At 67.6% G+C, this 18,704-nt stretch carries 18 protein-coding genes; 7 read left to right on the plus strand and 11 right to left on the minus strand.

Going from position 1 to position 18,704, the window contains the following annotated elements:
* The 3 genes from C1I97_RS39700 to C1I97_RS06520 form a co-directional block, all read left to right on the plus strand.
* On the plus strand, window positions 1-1,194 hold a 1,194-nt coding region (locus C1I97_RS39700), incomplete at its 5' end, for a hypothetical protein (protein ID WP_220040798.1).
* Entirely contained in the window at window positions 1,191-1,952 is a 762-nt protein-coding gene (locus C1I97_RS06515) for a phosphotransferase family protein (RefSeq protein WP_111002269.1), read from the plus strand. The genes C1I97_RS39700 and C1I97_RS06515, both read left to right, overlap by 4 nt.
* Before the next feature lie 30 nt (window positions 1,953-1,982).
* Window positions 1,983-2,660 carry an HAD family hydrolase gene (locus C1I97_RS06520; RefSeq protein ID WP_181446598.1) on the plus strand — a complete coding sequence of 226 codons (678 nt, stop codon included), beginning with the start codon at window positions 1,983-1,985 and terminating at the stop codon, window positions 2,658-2,660.
* Between the two features lie 25 nt (window positions 2,661-2,685).
* Here C1I97_RS06520 and C1I97_RS06525 read toward each other — a convergent pair whose 3' ends face one another.
* Window positions 2,686-4,386, minus strand: a complete 1,701-nt coding sequence (locus C1I97_RS06525; protein WP_258382445.1) for a DnaB-like helicase N-terminal domain-containing protein — start codon at window positions 4,384-4,386, stop codon at window positions 2,686-2,688.
* A gap of 279 nt (window positions 4,387-4,665) precedes the next feature.
* On the opposite strand from C1I97_RS06525, the gene C1I97_RS06530 reads away from it, so the two are divergent.
* The 4 genes from C1I97_RS06530 (at window position 4,666) to C1I97_RS06545 (ending at window position 8,379) form a co-directional block, all read left to right on the plus strand.
* Window positions 4,666-5,229, plus strand: a complete 564-nt coding sequence (locus tag C1I97_RS06530) for a helix-turn-helix domain-containing protein (protein WP_111002271.1) — start codon at window positions 4,666-4,668, stop codon at window positions 5,227-5,229.
* A 152-nt stretch (window positions 5,230-5,381) separates the two neighbouring features.
* On the plus strand, window positions 5,382-5,681 hold the full coding sequence (locus C1I97_RS06535) for a helix-turn-helix domain-containing protein (protein ID WP_111002272.1): 300 nt from the start codon (window positions 5,382-5,384) through the stop codon (window positions 5,679-5,681).
* A gap of 11 nt (window positions 5,682-5,692) precedes the next feature.
* Window positions 5,693-7,471, plus strand: a complete 1,779-nt coding sequence (locus C1I97_RS06540; protein WP_111002273.1) for a tyrosine-type recombinase/integrase — start codon at window positions 5,693-5,695, stop codon at window positions 7,469-7,471.
* Between the two features lie 203 nt (window positions 7,472-7,674).
* The gene (locus C1I97_RS06545; protein ID WP_111002274.1) at window positions 7,675-8,379 is read left to right on the plus strand and encodes a PaeR7I family type II restriction endonuclease; all 705 of its coding nucleotides are present in this window, start codon (window positions 7,675-7,677) and stop codon (window positions 8,377-8,379) included.
* 75 nt (window positions 8,380-8,454) lie between these two features.
* On the opposite strand, the gene C1I97_RS39210 is transcribed toward C1I97_RS06545, so the two are convergent.
* The 10 genes from C1I97_RS39210 to C1I97_RS41165 all read right to left on the minus strand — a co-directional run bounded on the left by C1I97_RS39210 (window position 8,455) and on the right by C1I97_RS41165 (window position 18,568).
* The gene (locus tag C1I97_RS39210; protein WP_146608167.1) at window positions 8,455-8,883 is read right to left on the minus strand and encodes a hypothetical protein; all 429 of its coding nucleotides are present in this window, start codon (window positions 8,881-8,883) and stop codon (window positions 8,455-8,457) included.
* 356 nt (window positions 8,884-9,239) lie between these two features.
* A complete protein-coding gene (locus C1I97_RS06550; RefSeq protein WP_111002275.1) occupies window positions 9,240-10,481 on the minus strand; it encodes an AlbA family DNA-binding domain-containing protein in 1,242 nt (413 codons plus the stop codon).
* A gap of 104 nt (window positions 10,482-10,585) precedes the next feature.
* Entirely contained in the window at window positions 10,586-11,311 is a 726-nt protein-coding gene (locus tag C1I97_RS06555) for a PaeR7I family type II restriction endonuclease (RefSeq protein WP_111002276.1), read from the minus strand.
* A 14-nt stretch (window positions 11,312-11,325) separates the two neighbouring features.
* Window positions 11,326-13,002, minus strand: coding sequence for an Eco57I restriction-modification methylase domain-containing protein (locus tag C1I97_RS06560; RefSeq protein ID WP_111002277.1), 1,677 nt, complete (start codon window positions 13,000-13,002; stop codon window positions 11,326-11,328).
* Between the two features lie 175 nt (window positions 13,003-13,177).
* A complete protein-coding gene (locus C1I97_RS06565) occupies window positions 13,178-13,795 on the minus strand; it encodes a hypothetical protein (protein ID WP_111002278.1) in 618 nt (205 codons plus the stop codon).
* On the minus strand, window positions 13,792-14,232 hold the full coding sequence (locus tag C1I97_RS06570; protein ID WP_111002279.1) for a hypothetical protein: 441 nt from the start codon (window positions 14,230-14,232) through the stop codon (window positions 13,792-13,794). Before C1I97_RS06570 ends, C1I97_RS06565 begins: the two co-directional genes overlap by 4 nt.
* Complete coding sequence (locus tag C1I97_RS06575) at window positions 14,229-14,531, minus strand: hypothetical protein (protein ID WP_111002280.1); 303 nt, start codon at window positions 14,529-14,531, stop codon at window positions 14,229-14,231. The genes C1I97_RS06570 and C1I97_RS06575 overlap by 4 nt, the downstream gene beginning before the upstream one ends.
* Window positions 14,532-15,311: 780 nt before the next feature.
* Window positions 15,312-15,593: a type II toxin-antitoxin system RelE family toxin gene (locus C1I97_RS06580; protein ID WP_111002281.1), complete on the minus strand. Its 282-nt coding sequence runs from the start codon at window positions 15,591-15,593 to the stop codon at window positions 15,312-15,314.
* A gap of 4 nt (window positions 15,594-15,597) precedes the next feature.
* On the minus strand, window positions 15,598-15,879 hold the full coding sequence (locus tag C1I97_RS06585) for a type II toxin-antitoxin system Phd/YefM family antitoxin (RefSeq protein WP_258382446.1): 282 nt from the start codon (window positions 15,877-15,879) through the stop codon (window positions 15,598-15,600).
* 352 nt (window positions 15,880-16,231) lie between these two features.
* Entirely contained in the window at window positions 16,232-18,568 is a 2,337-nt protein-coding gene (locus C1I97_RS41165) for a 2OG-Fe(II) oxygenase (protein ID WP_111002283.1), read from the minus strand.
* Window positions 18,569-18,704 lie beyond the last annotated feature (136 nt).

Consider the following 18,704-nt stretch of genomic DNA (forward strand, 5'->3'; position numbering starts at 1 on the left):
ATCGTGCCGCTCCTGCACGCGCTGCTCGCCGGCACCACCGAGCCCGACGCGCTCGACCCCTGGTGCCCGGAACACCTCGGCGTGACCCTCGGCCGTCACACCGTCGACATACGCTCCACCCCCCACACCCCGATCCGTTACATTCAGCGCCTGTTCACCCCGGCCACCGAGCTGTGGCACCCCCACCCCGCGGCGGCCGACCCGGACCTGATCCTGCGCTGTATTGCCCTGCCCCGCTCCCACGTCGCCGCCCTGGCCCAGCACGTCCGCGCACACGCCACCGGCGCCGCGCGGAAGGTCCGCATGCACGTCAACGCCCCAGCCACCTGGTACGAACTGTCCGGCTGCCCCGCACTCACGCCCGACCCGGCTCCTTCGATCGCGCCCCAGATCATCGCCCGCCACCGGACCGGCTACACGATCATCACCTGCGACGACGCCGACGCCTCCATGAACACCGCCCGGCACCTGCGGGAGATGGGCTACCGGCTGGCCGAAGACCGCGGCTGGGTCTGTTTCCACGCCTCCGCCGCCGTCCTCGACGGCCGCGGCGTCCTCATCCCCGGCAACTCCGGATCGGGCAAGTCGAGTCTGGCGCTCGCCCTGGCCACCGCCGACAGCGGCGCCTTCCTCGCCAACGACCGCACCCTGACCGCCTGCTCGCCCGGCCGCTCCCCGCGCGCCATCGCCCTGCCCGGTCCCATACGTCTCAACGGCGGCACCCTGCACGCCCTCGGCCTGGACCAGGTAGCCGACTGGAACCTCACCCGGTCCAAACCCGCCCACGACACGGACTGGCAAAGCTTTCGCGGAGACAGCAAACTTCACGTTCTGCCCGCCGAATGGGCCGAGCACACCGGCACACCGCTGACCGCGGAGGCGGCCGTGCACGCCATCGTCTTCCCCGACATCCTCCCGGACTCCCATACCCTGACCCTTGATCCCCTGCCGCCCGAGGAGGCCCGTAAGCGGCTGGCCGCCCAGTGCATGTCGCCGCACGACGACGTGTACACCGACGACTGGCTCGATACCCGCTCCAGCCCCATCACCGACCTCACCCGCACCGCCAGCCGCGTTCTCGATACGCTCGCCCAACTCACCGCATTCACCCTGCACTTCGGCACCGGCACCCCGTATGCCGACGTCACTGCCGCCGTACACCGGCACCTCGCCGCGCCGGTGACACGCTCATGAACGGCATCACCATCCCGCCGGCCAACCAGCTCCTGCGGCTCCCCGGCGCGGTCATCAAGATCTACCGGGAGCCCTGGCGTGCCCACACCGAGCGCACTGCCCTGCAGCAGCTCGCCAAGGCCGGCATCCCAGCGCCCCCCATACTCGGCGCCGACAGCCTCGGCACACGTCCCTTCCTCGTCCTCGGTCACCTGCCCGGAACCACCGCCGACCGCACGGAAGCCGCGGTCCGCCGCGCCCTGACCTACCTGCACACCGTCCACCAGCTCACCGGCCCTGCGTACGGACGCCTGAACGCGCCCACGGCCGGCAGCTGGTCCGGCTACCTCCACCAGCGGCTTCGCTCCTACCGGGACGCCCTGTGCCACCACCAGCTCCCCGCAGTGGCCAGAACCGCCCAGCGGGTCATGGACCGCGCGCTGCCCGAGCCGACCGCCCCATGCCTCCTGCACAACGATCCCGAGCCCACGAACTTCCTCCTGGCAGACGACGCCATCATCGGGATCGACTGGGAGCTGGCCATCTACGGCGACCCCGACCTCGACCATGCCCGGGCCGGCCACGCCTTCCGCGTCCGCCCCACCCGGCTGCGCGAGATCCTCACGGACCTCGCCATCCCCCACAGCATCGACGCGCTGCACACCTACAGCACGGTCCACATCCTCGGACGACTGATGTCCGCAGTCACCGCCAACCCTCCCGACCGCGCCGCCGCCCAGCTCTATCTGAACGCCCTCACCACGCAATCCATCCCGTGACCCTTGATGCCGAGGGAGGCTCCACTGCCGATGCACGCCCATGCCCGTTATGACGACACGACGCCACCGAACACCCGATGCACGAGCCCCGGAAGCTGCGACCACGGCAACCTCCCGGACGATCTCGACCGCTACCAGGCCGTCCTCTTCGACTGGGACGGCACCCTCGTCGACAGCCACCCGCTCAACTACCGCAGCCTCTCTACCGCCTGCGCCCAGTGGGGCCTGACCCTGGAGGAGCCCTTCTACACCGACCGCGTCGGCACCTCGGGAGCCGAACTGATCACCGAACTCGCCGCCCGCTCCGGAACCACAGTCCCCGTGGACGACGTAGTCGCGGCCAGCCTGGAGATCATCATCAAGGAGGTAGCGACCCTCCAGCCGTATCCGCCGGTCGTCCGCCTCGCCGAGCTCCTGCACCACCATCTTCCGCTGGCGATCGCCTCCGGCGGTCCGCGCCGCTCCGTCCACGCAGGACTCAACGCGACCGGCCTCCAGCGCCTGTTCCGGCACGTCACTACTGGTGAGGATGCCCCTCGAGGGAAGCCCGACCCAAGCCTGTTCCTCCTCGCCTCCCAGGCACTCGGCGTCAACCCCAGCAGGTGCCTCGTCTACGAAGACTCGAGCGAGGGCATCCAGGCCGCCCACGCCGCCGGCATGCAGGTCGTAGACGTGCGCTGCTTTCGCGCACATCCCGTCCGGATGTGAGACCGCACCACAGCAGGACAGCGCCTCAGCCTGTCCGTGTTTCAGCTTCCGGACCGGCGAGCCCTACATCGACACCGCTGGGCTGACCAACCTCCGTGCACTCGCCTCCGCACGCCCCGACCGCCACGCCCGAGCCGTCGCCCACCTGCCCAGCGCCCTCTCCCGCCCGGCCAGGGCCGCCCTGATGCTGCGGGAGTGGGCGGACGAAGCCGCCTGGCTCCTCGGTGCCCCGCTGCTGGCCGCCGCCGTTGCCGCCTGCCGTGCCGTCGGCCTTGGTGGCCAGTCCGGCCTTGACGAGGCGTTCGAGGTGGCGCCGGGCCTTCTCGACGTCGGCCCGGTCGGGGTTGGTCTCGCCGGAGAGCACGCCGGCCAGCTCGCGGACGGTCAGGCCGCCGCGTGCCGCGCGCAGGAGCGTGATCGGGTCGAGGGCCGGGTCGACGGTGGTGGTGCCGCGCTCGTGGTCGTGGACGACCTGGAGGGGGCCGATCTCGCCGGTGGCGAGCTTGAGGTGGTGGATGGTGACCGCCGGGTCGCCGGGCTTGCCGTCGAGGAACAGCACGCTGCCGGCGCCGGAGGTCAGCCATGTGGAGCCGTAGACCCGGTCCAGGGTGGGGCGTTGGCCCTTGGGGGTCTCGGCGCCGGACTTGCGCTGGTGGTGCAGCTCCAGGACCTCGATGCCGTTCTGGACGGCTCGACCGCGGGCGTTGTTGTACGCGACCGCGAGGGCGTCGTCGACCATGGTGCTGACGGCGTCCTTGAGGCTGTCGACCACCAGGGTGTCGGCCTGGTGCGCATTGGCGAGGTCGGCGAGGAGGTCGGGCTCCTTGTCGAGGGTGGCGGGCAGGGGGCCCTGCCAGACGGCGAGCCGTTCGCGCAGGACGGCCTCATGCCTGGGATCGACCGCGCGGGCCAGGGCGCGGGCGATCTGGGTGGGCCGGTCGATCGCCAGGTACAGCACCTTCTTGCCCGGCACGACCGGCATGTCGAGGACGGTGTCCTTCAGGCCGATGCGGGCGAGGACGACCTGGTGGGCGAGGGTGGTCTTGCCGACACCGGGCGGGCCGACGATCATCAGGCTCTCGCCGGAGGCCCAGGCGGTCTGCGCCGGGGTACCCCAGATCGGCTTCATGTCGGCGGTCTTCGTGACGAAGTCCCAGCCGTTCACCAGGTACCGGGAGAGTCGTCCGGTGCCGGAGGCCAGGGCGCGTTCCCGCTCGGCCCGTACCTCGGCTTCGGCGGCGTTGCGTATCTCGTCCGGGTCGGCGCCCGGCTCCGTGACGCTCTGGACCAAGCGGAGGCCGGTCTCGCGCAGGCGGCGCAGGTCGGCCTTGCGCCGGACGATCTCGGCGTAGTAGCCGGCGTTTCCGACCGACGGCGGTGCACCGGCGAGTTGGTGCAGGTAGACGCGACCGCCGATGCGGTTCAGATCGCCGGTTCCCGTGAGGTGCTCGGTCAGGGCGATGGGGTCCGTGGGCGCGTCGGCGGAGCGCAGCGCGAGCAGCGCCCGCCACACCGTCTCGTGCGCGGGCCGGTAGAAGTCGGCAGCGTCCAGGATGGCCCGGACCTCGTCCACGGCGTCGCTGTGGTGCATGCACGCGCCGAGCACCGCCTGCTCGGCGTCCAGGGCGTACGGCGGTTCGCCCGGACCGTCGACGATCGTCTCGGCGGTCGTGGCCGCGGGCCGGCGGGATGGCATTTGCGGTGACAGGCCCGTACTCTGGGTCATAGGACTCCTCTCCCGGCAGGCCATACGGAGCGCCAACTCCGGCCACCGGTCCAGATCGTCATGGTTGGGCGGTTGCGAGGATCTCCGCTTCACCCCCGGTGTTCGCAGCACCGGGGGTTTCTGCGTTGTCCACCCGCGTTCACCGGTGGACGGCACCACCCTACCAGTGCATTCGGGAAACATCTACTTGCATTCGTATCCCGAACGGTGTTTAGTGGTGTACCCGAGGCCGTACGGGTATGGCCACGTCCGGACGACCGCACGAACGAGGAGGTGAGCATGGCCAGCGGCAAAGGCGACGACTCCGCGCGCACGGTGAGCGACCGGCCCCCGGTCGAGAACAACATCGCCGACCGCGTGAAGCTGGAGCGCGAGGCACGCGGCTGGAGCACGGTCACCCTGGCCGAGAAGATGGCCGAGGCCGGCCACCCCATCGGCCAGTCCGCGATCTGGCGCATCGAGAGCGGCAAGCCGCGCCGCCGGGTCAACACCGACGAGGCGCTCGGCTTCTGCAAGGTCTTCGACATGACCCTCGACGAACTCGCCAGCCCGCCAGGGCAGATGGCCAACCCGATCATCCGGCGGCTGGTCGGTGAGTACGTCGAGCTGTGGAAGGAATGGCGGGCCCTGGGCAAGTCCATGGACGCCATCCAGGACCAGCTCCGGGAGTACACCAAGGTCAACCCGGACCAGGACACCATGGTCCGCAACCTGCTCGCCCACGAACTCGACGCGGCCTCCAACGGCGACTTCCACCGCCACAAGGGCGCCAGCTCCAGGCTGATCCGCTGGCTCGGCGACGCCTTCAACCCGCCGGCCGCCAACGCCGACGTAGACGAGTAGTCGGCTCGCCGCCGGACCCTCGGTGCTGCGAACACCGAGCCCTCCACCGCGGCACATCATCAAGCGCGACAGCGCAACCGCCCAACCACCCACCACCACGACCGGTCCCACCGGAGTTGGCGCTCCGTACGCGACCGGGGTGAGGAGCCCTCTTGTCCCAGTTCCCCCTGCCCGTCACCCAGATCGCCCAGCTGCTCGGCGTCCCCGAAGAGGCCCTGCGTGCCCTGATGGCCGAGCGGGGTAACAAACCCGGCGACCCCACCCTGGTCGGGCTCACCGTCGAGGAGGCCGCCCGCCGTCTGGGCATCGGCCGGACGAAGATGTACGAGTACGTCTCCTCCGGAGAGATACGTTCCGTCAAGATCGGCAGCCTGCGCCGCATCCCCGCCGAGGCAGTGGGCGAATTCCTAGCCCGCCGCCACCGGGCCACGGACTTCGACGCCGCGGCCTGAGGCAGGCGCCCATGGCACAGCCCCGAAAACCTCAGAAGTCCCGCCAGCCGAACGGCGCCTCCTCGATCTTCCTCGGCAAGGACGGCCGCTGGCACGGTTACGTCACCGTCGGTGTCAAAGACGACGGCACTCCGGACCGCCGGCACGTCAGCCGCAAGACACGTGCCGAGGTCACCAAGGTCGTGCGCGACCTGGAGAAGCAACGCGACTCCACAGGCGTGCGCAAGGCCGGGCAGACCTGGACGGTCAAAACCTGGCTGACCCACTGGGTGGAGAACATCGCCGCGCCCAGCGTCGGCGAGAACACCATCGACGGCTACCGGGTGGCCGTCTACCACCACCTCATCCCCGGCCTGGGCGCGCACCGCCTGGAGAAGCTGGAGCCCGAACACCTGGAGCGCTTCTACCGCAAGATGCAGGCGAACGGCAGCGCCGCCGGCACCGCCCACCAAGCCCACCGCACCGTCCGTACAGCCCTCAACGAGGCCGTACGGCGACGGCACCTCACCACCAACCCGGCCTCCATCGCCAAAGCCCCGAAGATCGAAGAGGAAGAGGTCGAGCCCTACACGCTGGAGGAGGTCCAGCGCCTCCTCCTCGAAGCGGGCAAGCACCGCAACACCGCCCGCTGGGTGATCGCGCTCGCACTCGGCCTGCGCCAGGGCGAGGCCCTCGGCCTCAAGTGGGAGGACGTCGACTTCGAGAACGGTGTGATCCTCGTGCGTCGTGGCCGCCTGCGGCCCCGATACAAGCACGGCTGCGGCGACAAGTGCGGACGCAAGCCCGGCTACTGCCCGCAGAAGATCAGCGTCCGACGGGAGACCAAGGACACCAAGACCCGCGCCGGCAAGCGCCCGATCGGCGTTCCCGAGGAACTGCTGAAGCTGCTGCGACGGCACAAGGAGAAGCAGGACCGCGAGCGGGCTCTGGCCCGCGACCTGTGGGTGGAGAAGGGGTACGTGTTCACCTCGCCGACCGGCGAGCCGCTCAACCCCAACACCGACTACCACCGGTGGAAGGACCTGCTGAAGGCAGCGAAGGTCCGCGACGGCCGCCTCCACGATGCCCGCCACACGGCAGCCACCGTGCTCCTCATCCTCGGTGTGCCCGACGCGGTTGTCGACCGCATCATGGGCTGGGAGCCCGGCAAGTCGGCGCGGATGCGCAGCCGGTACCAGCACCTCACCGGCCAGGTGCTCCAGCAGACAGCCGCAAAGGTGGGCGGCCTGCTGTGGGGCCCGACACCGCACCCGCCTCAGCCAACACCTGGAGGTGCCGCGCCCGGATCGAGCCAGAGCCTTGCTCCGACCGAGATGATCGTGTACGTCGCCCGCCTCGGCGACCGTCCCGTGCCTTTCGCGCACCGCGAGCACGCCGAGGCTGTGGTCTCCCAGTGGGGCAGTGACCGTCCCGGCCACGCTGCGGAGGTCGAAGTGTGGGACCGGTCGAAGTGGGAGCAAGAGGGCCCCGGCGGCGTGCGGGGCATCCGCGACCGGATGCCCGACCGCCGGCTCGTCCACCACGCCCACGCCGTGTTCCTGCCAGGCGGCGAACGGCTCAACATCGGCCGTGATGAGCAATGGTCCGTGTCGGCCTGGGAGTTCGAGACCGACCTTTACACGGACCTGCCGGTGCGCTGGCACACCACACGCCGTCCCGGCCAAGAGGTCGAGGCCCAGGTACGCGGCACGGACAAGGACGCCGTCACCGCCGCGTTGGCCAATGCTTGTGCACAGGCTGTGGACAGGGCGAGGAACCCCGGACGATACGGCGACGTCCACAGTTCCTAGTCGGTATGAGCACGGTGGGCTGCGCTCGGCCTGGGGCGCAGCCCACCTCCGTTTTCACGCCGGCGGGAAGACCAACGAGCAACCGCTGGTGCTGGTTTGCCGCTGCCCCGACGACCCATTGTCAGTGCTGTGCCTCAGACTTAGGTCAGCCACGACTCGTCACTCGGAGTCCGTGGTCTGCCTGAGCGACGAGGGAGTCGACCATGAAGCCGGAAGCCGTCCAGCAAGCACTCGAGCACTTCTGGATCAAGCGGGACGAGCAGAGGAAGAAGCAGAAGGACGGGGGAGAAGCCGGTGGAGAGGCGCGAGGAAACGGGCATCTCAAGGCGTTCGAAAAGATAGTAGCGGATTCGTTCGTCGACTGTGGTATCGGGGAGGGGGATATCCGCATGGGTAAGCCATACCTGCCCGGGTATTACCGCGTGCGTAAGCAGTGGGACCTTGTGGTGCTGTATAAGAAAGTGCTCGTTGCCGCTTTTGAGTTTAAGTCCCAGGTTGGCAGCGTGGGAAAGAACTTCAACAACCGATTTGAGGAAGCGCTAGGCAGCGCAACCGACCTCGCCGCCGCTCAGAGCGAGAACCGGCCGTTTGGTGACGTACCGCCTTGGCTTGGCTACATCTTTGTGTTGGAGGAAACTCCTGACACTGAAAAGCTGGACAGGGAGACTCGCGCACTGTTCGAGACCGATCCGAATTTCAATGGCCTGTCATACAATCAGCGTTACCAGGAGATGATGAGGCGGTTCATCGGCAAGAACGTCTACGACATCGGGTGGTTCCTTACCACGAAGAGGAGCAAGGACGGAACCGTGACCTACAAGGAGCCATTGCCTACGGCGACTTCCCGCGCTTTGCAGGTTGCTATCGAGGGGCGCGTTAAACTCGTGAAAGCCATGTTGGGAGAGTAATTACCCTTTCTCTTCCTCTGGCAGGACAGGTCTCACCATAAGATCTTGTCCGTAGCTATCGGACCCACTGGCGTATCACCGTTCCGCGCCCTTGCTCCACTGACGGGCACCGGCCTGCCGCATCAGGCCCTCTGCTGCTGGGCCAGCAAGGAACGGATGCACGAGCCGGACGTACTCGGCTTGCCCCAGCAGGGATTTCCTCAGCTGTTTCAGATTGCGGGCGCTGTAGGAAACCCTTCCCCGCAGATCCACCACTCCGGCAGCAAGAGCTAGGTCTTCGATGCTTGCGGTGAACGCCACGGATTCCGTTTCAGTGCTGGCGCTGCACTCCACAACACCATCCCTGAAACCGAGCCCGATTTGGTACTCAACACCACCACACCGATACGCCGAGACCGGCATGACCTGCTCAGCCTCAGCAGGGCCAGTCAGCCCCAGGGAGCTTGCCGCTTCCGCGTAAGCTGCTCGCACCTCTTCGAAGAAGACCTTCGCTGATGGAACCATTCGCGCCTTTCATCTTCGCTGTCTTCGGATGACCTACGGACGGATCCTGATGACCTCCCAGCAGTCCTCGACCTTATGCCAGCCCACCCCTTGCCCTTCGGGTACTTCAATTCCCGCTGATACACGTTCCCCCACTGGTAGAGCGGCTTGGTGCGTGCCCTGCAGCCTGCGGCCAAGGAGATATCGGCCTTCGGTTGTGTTCGCCGGACTTGGTGAGGGTGCCTGCTATTGGCGCGTCTCCTCGTGTGCGAGTTCCTCGCCGATGGGCCGCGAACTGGTCGGCAACCCAACTTGTGACGCCAAGCCGTGCAGTGAGCTCCGCCGGGCCGACCGCAGCCAGCCTGCGATGGGATGCGTCATTTGTGTCGGAATCCGGCGGCTATCTCGTAATGGCGGGCCGGTACCGTGTTGGAACCCCGGCGAACGAAGAATTCCAGCCGCTCTCCATTCCGGTAGGCGTGAGGTTGGCCGCCGGCGGATACCTCGATCGCCAGCACCCGAAGACCGTTGTGGTTAATGACACGCAGCGTGTACGACGGGTCGGGCTCTATGCAGTTACGGATCATCTGCGTGATCGCGAGCTTCGCCTGGTCATCGCTGACCTGCCGGCCGAGTCCCACGATGTGAAGGTCGTCCTCGATGCCGATCAAGACGGTGCCACCGTCCTTGGAGGCGAATGCCGAGATGGTCTTCAGCATCTTCTTGCGGGACTCCCCCTCCGGGATCTCCCGTTTGAGCTCCAGGTGTGGGCCCTCACCGCCTGCCAGCAGGATGTCGAGCTCAGGACCGGGGTCCTCCCAAACCACCGACGCATCGCGCTCGCGGCCGTAGACGGGCGCGGGAAAGTAGCGCAGGTCCAGCCACTGCCCGTCACGGCGTAGTACAAGCAAGCTGTCGTGGCCCAGCCCCTGGGGGAGGTCGAAGGTGTAGGTACCGGCGCCATTGAGGGGCTGCCGCTGGTGACGTGTCGGTTCGGTCAACTCCAGAATGACGCCATCTAGGTGCTCCCCCGCCACCGTGGCGGTGAGACGGTCGGCCCCGATGGTGATGTTCGGGAACCAGGCGTCGCGATCCGGCTGGATGATGCGCCACAGGTCCGGGCGTACCAGGCGGCTGTCCTGCGGACTCTCGTACAAGAAGGCGCACAGGGCGGCGTCGAAGTTCAGGTAAGTGGGGCCCTCACCGACGAGTACCTCCTGGGCGGGGGTCGGCAGGTTGACGTCCTGGTTGACCGTCCACTCGGTTCGCGGCCACGGCGTGCTCAGCCGCGCCCAGTCCTGGCGACCCCGCAGACGCTGGACGGAGGCGCTGGAGGCGGTCGGCTGCCCGGGGAACTCCACCTGCAGGCCGAAGACCTCCTGACGCTCGCGGCGCAGCAGATTGGCAGCCACCGCGCCGGGCAAGGGAAGCTCTAGGAAGGTGGCCGTGGCGTAGCGCCAGGCCCGCTCCACAACGGGCTCGACGTTGTTCAGGGTGATCTCGCCGTGGTGCAGTCGCCAGCCACTCTCATCGACGGCGACCAACACCAACCTGGCCCGGACGACAGCATGCCCGTCGAGTATCGCGGCCAACTCAGCCACGTCCATGGTTTTGGCCATTGGCGACTCCCTATGCCATTCGTGGAGCCGAACCTGGGCCTTTGTCGCGGCTCTTTGGGGAAGGCTATGCCTGGCTGGCTTGCACAGGCACTTCGTTATTTCTTCTATCCGGGAAGGCCGAGATCCTTCAAGTACGTCAGGCGGGCGTTGATCGCTGCTGAAAAGTGCCTCCAGTCGAGGCTCTCTACCAACTCGATCGGTTTCGGATTCTCAGCTGACGACGTGACGTAGCATGCGGCGTCATAGAGTTGCTCAGCCATCAACCGCTCGCAGAAGATACCGAACCGGTCCTGATAAGAGGTATTGCGCCAGACATCCTCGACGGGCAAGGCTCCGCGGGCTGTCTTGACCGGCCTTCGAGAGCCCTCTCCGTCCTGCATGATGAAGAAATAGCCGAGCCAGGGCTTTTCCCTCGGGTAGAGCTCGGCAAGGGCGGCCCGGCGCAGGTCCACTGCGCTACCGAGTGCTTCCTCGACCCGGTTGTTGTAGTTGTTGCCGTACGACGGCCCGCCGAGAGCCTTCATCTCGAAGGCTGCGATGAGGACATTCTCGTGTACGACCACGACGTCCCACTGCTTCTGCGGTCGGTAGTAGCCGGGCAGCTCCAGGCCCTGGGACTTGCTGACCCGGATGCTTTCGGGCGGGTAGCCGGCTTCGAGGAAGAACTTCGCCAAGAGGGTCGCGATGGCGTCGAAATGCTTGCCGCCCCGCACGGAGCCGGCTGTGCCGGCTCCGACCACGTCCCTGATTGCCGACTGCTCGTTCTGGAGCTGCTTGGCACCCCAGTACGCCGCTATGGCGTCCTCGAAGTCTTGGCGGGTGACCGTCAAGATCCGTTCCCTCCCTAGTCGGGCAGCTCGACCAGCCCGTAGACACGCAGTGCGGCCTCCGTGGCAGCCTTCACGTCGCGCTTTTCGAACGCTTCCGCGAGGGCAGCCTTGTCGCTCTCGCTGATTGCTTCCGGATCGGGCACGCGGATCTTGCGGAGGTACTGCGCTTGGAAGCGAAGCGTCCCCCCTCGCATCTTGACCGCGTACGCCTCCACGAACGCTTCCGCGACCTTGGACAGCAACAGGCCACCGAGTACCCGCATGTCCCAGACGTCCGAGACGATGAAGTACAGGTTGTGGTGAGGGTACAGGCCACCCTCATCCAGGACCGGATGGATCGTCAGCTTCATGTCCGGAAACAGCAGCTTGGGGCGTTGCGTCAGACGGTGGTCGACCTTGTCGATCGTCTTGTACCAGCGCTGAGGCTGCTTGACGGCGATGTAGCGCTTCCGCAGGGCGGCCCCATGCTCCTCGAAGTACGCGGCGAGCCGCGGGTAGGCAGAGAGGTCGACTAGGTCACCTTCGGTGGTCCAGGGGTTGACCAGGTAGGTGCGGTTCCAGTTCAGGGTGCCGCTCGTGGTGTCGCGGACCATGGCCATGGGCAGCAGCCGGTCGCTCTCGACCAGGCTGTCGTTCTTCGTGAGGAAGACCTTGTCGGCGCCGGTGGCGATGCCGATGCCGACACGTGTCCCAGTCTTGGTGTCCTCCAGCAGCCGGAAGCGTTCGGTGAGTTCCTCCAGAACCGCCAGTCTGGCTGGCGAGGCGGCCGGCCAGGAGTCCTCGTCCGGGAACCAGTGCGGCATGCGGGCGGCCTGGAACGCCGTAGTCGTGACCGACTCCGATGCGTCCTTCGCGTACCAGCCGGCGAACTCGCGGGCTTGGGCGCTGTCGAACGCCCGAGTGGTGTCCGCCGCCACCGCTTCGCCCTGGGGCCGGTTCGAGATGATCGTAATCGCCGGATAGGCCGATACCTGGTCCTCGAAGGCATCCACGTCGTGCATGACCAGGGCCAGGTCCATGCTGAAGCGGCTGGTCACCAGCTGACGGAGCCGACGGCCGTACTGGTTCCGCATCCAACGGTCGGCGCAGATGAAGCCCAGTCGCCCTCCGGGGTTGAGGCTTCGCAGCGCGACCTCGTAAAAGCCGATGTAGATGTCTGCCCTGCCACCCATCGTGGCGCAGGCGCTGCGGTAGGCCGCCATCCGGTCGTCGGGGACGTCTTCAAGGCGGATGTACGGAGGATTCCCGACCACGTAGTCGGCTCGGTGATCTGCGTCCGGCTGGAGCAGGTAGTCACCTTGTCCGACCCAGGCGTCTGCCACCTGCCGGGCTTCCTCGGCCGGCCACCCCTCGTCCACCAGCTGCTTCTCAACGACTGCACGGCTCTGCTCCACGTTGCGGCCCAGCAGATCCAGGGCGCGAACGGCTGCGAGCGCATCTCTGAGAGGGCGATTGTGCGTGCGACAGGAGGCGCTAATCCGCGATGCGACGGCTGTCAGGAACGCACCCGTGCCACAGGCCGGCTCGACGAGCCTCACGGCACAGAGATCCTTGTCGGCCGTGTAGCCGAGGAGGTCGAGGATCAGGTCGACCACCCAGCGTCGCGTAAAGACCTCGCCGTGTTCCACAGCCTCCGTGGGGAGGGCGGGAAGGTCGTGCAGGTCGGTGCTGGAGAGCAGAAGAGTGGCCACGTCTCGACCCTACTAGGGGACGATTTCGGCCATGGAATGAGTGGCGCTGATGTGGGGGGAGCGCTGTCAGCTGCTGTTGGGAGCGCGCTCTGCTGGGGCGCGCCGTCGGGCAGCACAGCAGCGAGGACCCGGGCTGGTGGTAGGTACGCCAGCCCGGGGCCGTCCTGCATGAAGCTCAGGCCGCCTTGGCGGGAGCGGTGTCCGCTACCCGCTCGGCGCGGACCTGGCGGAGTAGGTGCAGCACTTCGTCGTAGACGCCGTCTGGGTCGTCGGTCTCCAGGATCAGCATGGCCACCACGTCGAGGGCGTGGTTGATCTTCTCGTCGGAGTCCTTCTTCGCCTGTTCGATCCGTTTCAGGTGGCGGGCCACCTCCGGCCGAGCGTTAGCAAACGCTGCGGGCAGTCTGGCGAGGGCGTCGGACAGGTCCCAGCCCTTCGGGATGAAGTACACCGCCTGCGTCGGGTCCTGGCTGAGCACCTTCACAACAGGTTCGGTGATCCGCGGCCCATCGGTGATCTCCACGTTCAGGAGCAGCTTTGAGGCAGCGTGGTACAAGGCTGTGAGATCCGGTTCGTGATCTTCGAGGATCACCTCAGAGATGATGACGCCCTCAGAGGAGAGGCGGACACGGGCGAGCATGACTGTCGCGTCGAGGGAAGCCCGCTCGGGGTCGTAGGCGGCGGTGAAATGGTCGCCGTCATGGCGCAGCATGATGGCTTTCGGCTGCCGGGCATCACCCCGGTGCAGGTGAAGTGGCACAGCGAAGAGGCGCTCACGGGTCAGAATCGTCATGCCGAAGCCTCCGCCCTCCGCCAGGCCCGCCCAAGGGCGTCGCTGCGGTCGCCGTTGTGGCCGTGCTGCTGGGTGCACGGCATGCGGTCGGGCCAGGTGCCGTCGGTATCCGGCTGGCCGTCCATGCGATCGCCGGTCAGCGGGTCGCGGTCGGGGCGTCGCTCCAGACACTTGGACCCGACAGGGCTGCTGGGGGTCGTGCGCAGCGGGCCGGACTCGACGTGGCCGCGTCGGCTGACAATCTCTGCCACGTGCTTGGCGATGAGCTCCGGAAGCTTCTTGAGTACGGCCTGCGGGTCGTCAGCCTGTCGGCAGGCGGCAATCAAGTCCCTGGCCACCCTCGCGAGGACCAGTTCCGTGAGCTGAGCGACTTGGCCATCGTCGACGACGAGGGTGTGCGGCGGGAGCTCGTCGATGTTCAGGTCGTTGGTGGTCATGCGGTCTCGTCCTCCTCGGCTTCGTCCGAAGCGCGTTCGTCCACGGGAGCGATCACGAACTTCTGGAGGAGCGTGTAGGCAACCTTGAGCTCGGGAGTGCCATCGCGTTCGACAAGCTTGTGCAAGCCGATCCCGGCCACGACCAGCAGAGTCGTGACTCCGCAATACGAGTCGGCCATAGCCTTAACCTGGTCCCAGGTGAGACAAGGTGCCTCGCAGGCGCGGTCTGCCTGCGTGGTGGGAGTGCGTTGCTCAGTGCGGGCTGGCCTCGTCGTTGCCCCGACGACTACGGCGGTCATGATCGTTCTCCTCCCTGTCGCTGCAAAGCCAGTCGGGGTCTACCCATGGGCTGACCAGGTGCCCATGCTCCGTTCGAGGGATATCCGGCCGAGCCACGTGACGCGGCAGTCACATCCCGTGCTTCTGGTGGCAGACCCGGTCGTATCAGCGGCCGGAGAACGAGGCCCGTTGATCGATGAGTGCCAGCTTCGGAGGCAGGGCTTGAGACCCCGTGTACGGCGCGGGACGCATCGCTCGACAGGTGCCGCGGACACCGTCCGCCCGTGTCCGCACTGATCCGATCATGGCAACTGAGACCACAGCATGACGAAGGTCCCGACCGCACAGCGGTCGGGACCTTCGTTTCGGCTGGTCAGTGGTGCAGGGGCTCACCGCTGCGGCACCACCCGCCACTCATGCCCCGCTGAGCTGGGAGAACAGGGAGAGCTCTGGTTGCAGTTCTGGTTGCATTCACCCCCGTCCAGCACCATCCACCACCCGCCGGCGGCTCCACTCCGTCGCAGGTCAGAACGTTCCTGATCGCTCCCGGATCCCCGGACGAACATTTGGAAAGCGTGTTGGGGGCAACCCCTCACGAGTTCGAATCTCGTATCCTCCGCCCCCGCCTGAACAGGCGAAACGAAGAGCCGAGCCGCAATTGCGGCTCGGCTCTTCGGTGTGCGTCGGTTGCAGTCTTGGTTGCGCCTACAGGCGACATTCAGGACATCTCGACAAACAGGCAGGCGCACGCTCCCGCGCCCCCCGGCGGGCAGTCGGCACCAACCTGCACCGCGGAGGGCCTATGGAACTTGGCGGTAGATGTCGCGGCGATTGCCGACGGCCAGGATCCACACGATCAGCTGACCGTCCTCAATGGTGTAGACGACGCGGTAGTCGCCGACCCTGAGCCGCCAGCGGGCACTGTGCCCCTGGAGAGCTTTGATGTCGAAGGAGGCGGTGTCGCCGGCGTCCAGCGCCTTCTGGAGTTCGGCGAGGCGGTACAGAATGCGCAGGGCGTCAGGGCGCGGAACCTTGAACATGTCCCGCTGAGCGTGCGGCGTGAAGCGCGTGACGTACCCCATGAGGTCAACCCTGCTGAGCGCGCAGCAGGGCAGCCATCTCTTCGAGCGAGACCGACCCCTCCGCACCCTCGGACTCGGCTTCGTCAGCCAGCTGGTTGAGCCACGCCTCTTCGGCGTTCTCCGCGATCTCACGCAGGCGCTGGTACTCCTGGATGTCGATCACGACGGCTTCCTGCTTGCCCCGCCGAGTGATGATCGTCGGAGTGTCCTCCCGGCGGGCACGATCGATGACGTCAGCCAGGTGACTGCGGACATCCGCCATGGATTCGATCACTGGTTCACTCATGTCATGAATGTAGCAGATGTACAGGAAGGCTCAGAGGGTACCGGGAGGCCGCGGCGACATCGATCTCCGCGGCGTTCTCATCCGCCTCTCGATCACGAGGTGAGCCCGCGCACCCCACTGTCATAGAGACCGGGCCGGCACGTGGCTATCAGAGGGCTGCCTCTCGTGGCTCGAAACGCTTCGCCGCCCGGCACTCCACGATGACTCGGCCGCCGATCAGGAAGTGCGAACAAGTCGCTGCGTAGAGCAATGCCGGCGAATCGTTGTGCGCAGATCGCAAACACCGGCCGAGAAAACCACTGGTCGCACGGTGCCTGGCCGAGATCAGTAGCCGTTGGCACCACGCCACGTGTTACGGCCCCGGCTCAATTCCGACCTCGCCGGAAAGGTTCCATGTCGAGGCCAGCCAGGTCAGGTCGGCTCCGGCCTGGCGGCGGGTCGCCCGCTCGCGCGAGAACAGCTCCTCGGTCTTCGTCAACACCAGCGTGTACGGGCACCCCTGCCGCCTGGTCTGATGGCCTACGGGCAGCTCGGCCATGTCGATCCTGCTGTGCACGTGCCGCCGCCCGTCCTTCGCCAACGGCCACTCCAGCGTCCGCCGCGAACGGGAGCCGAGAAACGCACCCAGGGTGCCGCACAGCTCGCAGCCGCACCCGGTCCACGCCACCGACCAGTCATCCGCGGCGCGCGGCGCCCGTCGCGCGAGCGCGCCGAGCCGGTCCCCGCACTCCCGTGCCACCGCTTCGAGCCCCGCCGACCGGGGCCCGCCCTCCGTCTGTTCCTGCGCCGCGTGGCGCAGCATCGGCAGCAGGCACTCGAGGACCGCGTCCGTGTAGGAACGCAACGCTGCCATGATCCGGCCGCGCAGCTTCGCGTCGGCCGCTTCCAGGATGCGCAGCAGCGGTAGGCTCAGCCGCTCCAACTGCGCGCGGCGGATCTCGGCCGGCCCGGTTTCGGCCCACAGCCGCAGCTCACCGTCCACCTGGGTCCAGGCCCCGGTCAACAGCAGCTGGGCCACCGCGGGACTCCGGGCGGAGAGCAGCGCCGCGCACAGCTGGGGAAGCCGCCCGGTCCAGTCGTACCGGTGTTCCTCGAAGCGGTTCTGCGCGCCACCGAACCAGCCCTCGATGACCTGGCCCAGCCACGGGACGCCGTACCGCTTCGCCACCGCGGCCAGATCGTCCGCGTATTCCGGAGTGAGCGCGTCGATCCGGAACGGCTCAAGGAGCATCGCGGCGGTCCCGGGCGACTGAAGGCCCTCGGCCACCCGCAGCGCGCTCTTCAGCTGCCCGGGCTGTACACCACTGCCCTTCCAGAACGGCGCGAGGGACTCGGCCGCGGCGCGTGCGCCGTCCCGGTCGCCCTTGGTGATACGGGCCTGCAGTTCCTCGAGTGCCCACCGCGATCCGGCCTCGCCGCGCGCCGCGAAGGCCCGCTCTCGTGGCCACACCACGACCGCGGCCCGCCGGTACCAGCGGTCCAGCGTGTTGCCGTAGTTGCCCATGTAGCCCTCGTACTGGGAGTCATAGGGCTTCAGGTCCGCACTCGGGGTACTGGCGCAGCTCTCGTAGTCGCGGACGTACAGCGAGATCTGCTCGCCGTCGGCGCCATCCGGACCGGTCCACCAGCCGAGGGTGATCTCGTCGTCGATCAGCTCGCCGAGCTCGTAGTCCTCGTCGGCACCCGCGTCGTCGACCGCGGCTGCTCCCACTCCCTCTTCGTCTTCGTCCTCCTCTTCGTAGCCGTAGTCGTCCCAGGGGTCGTACCCAGCCGAAGTGGCGTCCCAGGTCTCCTTCACCTCGGCGAGGGCGAGTACCGTCTCGCACCCCGCCTGGGCAGCCGCGGCGCGCAGCAGCGCTGCACGCTCCGCGTCGGCGCCCTTGAGCCGGTCCCAGCCGAGACCCCGCTGGGTGTACTCGTGATCGAGCAGGTAGACAAGACGACGGGGCGGATCGAGGTCCTGGCCGCCATAGCGCGGCCTGGCCGGTGCGTTGAAGTGTTGCTCCAGGCAGTGCGCCATGTCGTCGAGCGGGCCGGCCTCCCGCTCCGGGGCCCCTCGCTCGGCCAGCAGGTTGAACGTGAGGGTCACCCGGTAGCCGCTCCTGACCGGTGTCACCTCGTGCGGGCAGTCGGCGTAGAAGGCCACCAGGCTCAGCTCCGTCTTCGACGCGCGGTAGGTCCGGCTCTGCCCGGCGTGCCCGATAACCAGTTCGCCGCCGGTGTGTGCCGAGGGCAGCGACAGCACCAGCGTGCCCACCATGGCGTCGTCCTTCTCCGAGTCCTGGTGGGGGAGGAAGAACTGCCCCTTGCCGTACACGAGGAGCGCGTGCGGTTCGGCCCTCAGCCTGCTCGGCATGGGGAGCCCGAGCTCGCCCCGGAAGTACTCCAGCGCGCCGTCGAGCAGCGTCGGCCAGGCAGGGCCGCCCAGCGTGACCTGGTCCGGCGGGATCTGCCAGGTATCGCGCACACTGCTGTCGCTCAGGGTGTCCTCCCGCCGGCCGAACAATGCCGGACGCGCCACCTCGATCAGCTTCTTCACCTGCGGCGCGCGCAGCGGCAGACGCACCGGTCCGACCCCGGCCACCTCAAGGCAGACGCCGTCCGCCGGTGCTTCGAGCCGAGCGCTGAACTCCGCCGCCTTCGACCCGCCGAGAAGCACGCCCAGCCGCTCCCTCGCGCTTTTGGCCATGAGCTCGTCCTCCCTGTTCCCGCGGTCGTATCGCCTCGACCCGACTCTACGGAGCAGCGGGACCGCGGGGGGCCGTCTCACCCGTACGGGAACGCCTTCCCCGGCACAGACGGGCGGCCGGGAAACACCCGGCTCG

The sequence above is a fragment of the Streptomyces sp. NTH33 genome, from assembly GCF_003236365.1.
GTDB lineage: Bacteria > Actinomycetota > Actinomycetes > Streptomycetales > Streptomycetaceae > Streptomyces.

Coding starts and splice junctions, on each gene's coding strand:
- C1I97_RS06515 (WP_111002269.1), top strand. CDS start 1,191: ATGAACGGCATCACCATCCCGCCGGCCAACCAGCTCCTGCGGCTCCCC.
- C1I97_RS06520 (WP_181446598.1), top strand. CDS start 1,983: ATGCACGCCCATGCCCGTTATGACGACACGACGCCACCGAACACCCGA.
- C1I97_RS06525 (WP_258382445.1), bottom strand. CDS start 4,386: ATGACCCAGAGTACGGGCCTGTCACCGCAAATGCCATCCCGCCGGCCC.
- C1I97_RS06530 (WP_111002271.1), top strand. CDS start 4,666: ATGGCCAGCGGCAAAGGCGACGACTCCGCGCGCACGGTGAGCGACCGG.
- C1I97_RS06540 (WP_111002273.1), top strand. CDS start 5,693: ATGGCACAGCCCCGAAAACCTCAGAAGTCCCGCCAGCCGAACGGCGCC.
- C1I97_RS06545 (WP_111002274.1), top strand. CDS start 7,675: ATGAAGCCGGAAGCCGTCCAGCAAGCACTCGAGCACTTCTGGATCAAG.
- C1I97_RS39210 (WP_146608167.1), bottom strand. CDS start 8,883: ATGGTTCCATCAGCGAAGGTCTTCTTCGAAGAGGTGCGAGCAGCTTAC.
- C1I97_RS06550 (WP_111002275.1), bottom strand. CDS start 10,481: ATGGCCAAAACCATGGACGTGGCTGAGTTGGCCGCGATACTCGACGGG.
- C1I97_RS06565 (WP_111002278.1), bottom strand. CDS start 13,795: ATGACGATTCTGACCCGTGAGCGCCTCTTCGCTGTGCCACTTCACCTG.
- C1I97_RS06570 (WP_111002279.1), bottom strand. CDS start 14,232: ATGACCACCAACGACCTGAACATCGACGAGCTCCCGCCGCACACCCTC.
- C1I97_RS06575 (WP_111002280.1), bottom strand. CDS start 14,531: ATGACCGCCGTAGTCGTCGGGGCAACGACGAGGCCAGCCCGCACTGAG.
- C1I97_RS06580 (WP_111002281.1), bottom strand. CDS start 15,593: ATGGGGTACGTCACGCGCTTCACGCCGCACGCTCAGCGGGACATGTTC.
- C1I97_RS06585 (WP_258382446.1), bottom strand. CDS start 15,879: ATGAGTGAACCAGTGATCGAATCCATGGCGGATGTCCGCAGTCACCTG.
- C1I97_RS41165 (WP_111002283.1), bottom strand. CDS start 18,568: ATGGCCAAAAGCGCGAGGGAGCGGCTGGGCGTGCTTCTCGGCGGGTCG.